Source organism: Burkholderia sp. Tr-20390 (genome assembly GCF_017104595.1).
GTDB lineage: Bacteria > Pseudomonadota > Gammaproteobacteria > Burkholderiales > Burkholderiaceae > Burkholderia.
On record NZ_JAAGPC010000413.1, the window covers coordinates 1 to 1,344 of the forward strand.

The following is a 1,344-nucleotide window of genomic DNA, read 5'->3' on the forward strand; positions in this document are numbered from 1 at the left end:
CGGCCCGCATCGCGTTCGAATTCGACGGCGCGCTGATCCGCGCCGCACGGGACACGGCATCGGCCGCGCACGCGACGCTGCCGATGCTGCTGCACGCGGCGCTCAACACCGCGCTGTTCCGCGCGACGGGCGTGGCCGACCAGCCGGTCGGCGTGCTCGCGTCGACGCGCGAGCTGACGGGCGATGCGGCCCGCGATGCGCTTGGCCTCTTCATCAACTCGGTCGTCGTGCGCACGCGGCTCGACCCGGCCGCGCGTCGTGCGGACGTGCTCGCACAAGTGCGCGACACGGCGCTCACGGCCTACGCGCATGCGGACGTGCCGTTCGCGGACGTCGTCGCGGCGCTGCGCGCGCCGCGTGCCGCGCAGGCCAATCCGCTGTTCCAGGTGATGTTCAACTACCTGCGCCCGACCGGTGCCGCGGCGCGCGACTGGGCCGGCCTGGCGCTGGCCGGATTCGACGATGTGCGCCATCGCGTCGTGTTCACGCTGGAGCTGGACGTCGTCGAGCATCCGGACGGCCGCGTGAGCGCCGCGTTCTCGTATGCGGACGAACTGCTCGATCGCGGTTTCGTCGATGCGCTCGTCGATCTCTATCACGACGAAGTCGCGCGTTTCGCCGGCGCGTCGGAAGCGGTGCTCGGTGCGCCGGACAAGCGCGTCGTCGAGCAGGCGTCACATCGCGCGCGAACCGAAAGCAACGCACGCGCCGCCACGCCATCCCGCGCACCGCATGCGGCGGCCGTGCTCGCGGCGCTGTGGTCCGACACCTTCGCGACAGCCGCGCCCGAACCTGACGCCGACCTGTTCGAAGCCGGCGCGACGTCGTTCGACGTCGTGCGCTTCGTCGACGCGGCCAGCCGCGCCGGCCACACGCTGACGGTCGCCGATGTGTTCGCGTCGCCGACGCTCGCGGCACTCGGCGCGCGGCTCGATGCGCACGCGGAAACGGGACAGGAGGCGCGCCATGCTGGCTGAAGTGCGTCCGGACGGATTCACGATGCTCGATACCTACCGACTCGCATTCGCGGACGGCCTGTTCGCCGTGCGCGACGGCGCGGAGATCCGCGTCGCGCAGGGCGACGGCATCGGCGCGCAGTTGCTGCGCGCACAACTCGGCGACGACGGCGCGCTGCGCCTCGTCGCGTACAACCATCGCGCGGCAGCGGCCGACCAGCGGCGTGCGTTGCTGGCGGCACTGGCCGCGGCGTTTTCGGACAGCGCGCGCCACGCGGCGATCCGGCTCGACCCGGCCGCGTGGCCGGCGGTCGCGCTCGATGCGCTGCGCGCGAGCGGCGTGCTCGCCGACGGCGGCCGCTGCATGCGTGAAGGCTGGGCGCAGCAG

1 protein-coding gene and 1 pseudogene are annotated in these 1,344 nt (G+C 73.1%); both read left to right on the forward strand.

Annotated elements, in window-relative coordinates; genetic code table 11:
* Positions 1 to 977, forward strand: a 977-nt coding sequence (locus G3N98_RS39290) for a condensation domain-containing protein (RefSeq protein WP_241026304.1), incomplete at its 5' end; no start/stop codon positions are given.
* A pseudogene (locus G3N98_RS39295) lies at positions 967 to 1,344 on the forward strand (N-acetyltransferase); the annotation flags it as partial. The gene G3N98_RS39290 and the pseudogene G3N98_RS39295, both read left to right, overlap by 11 nt.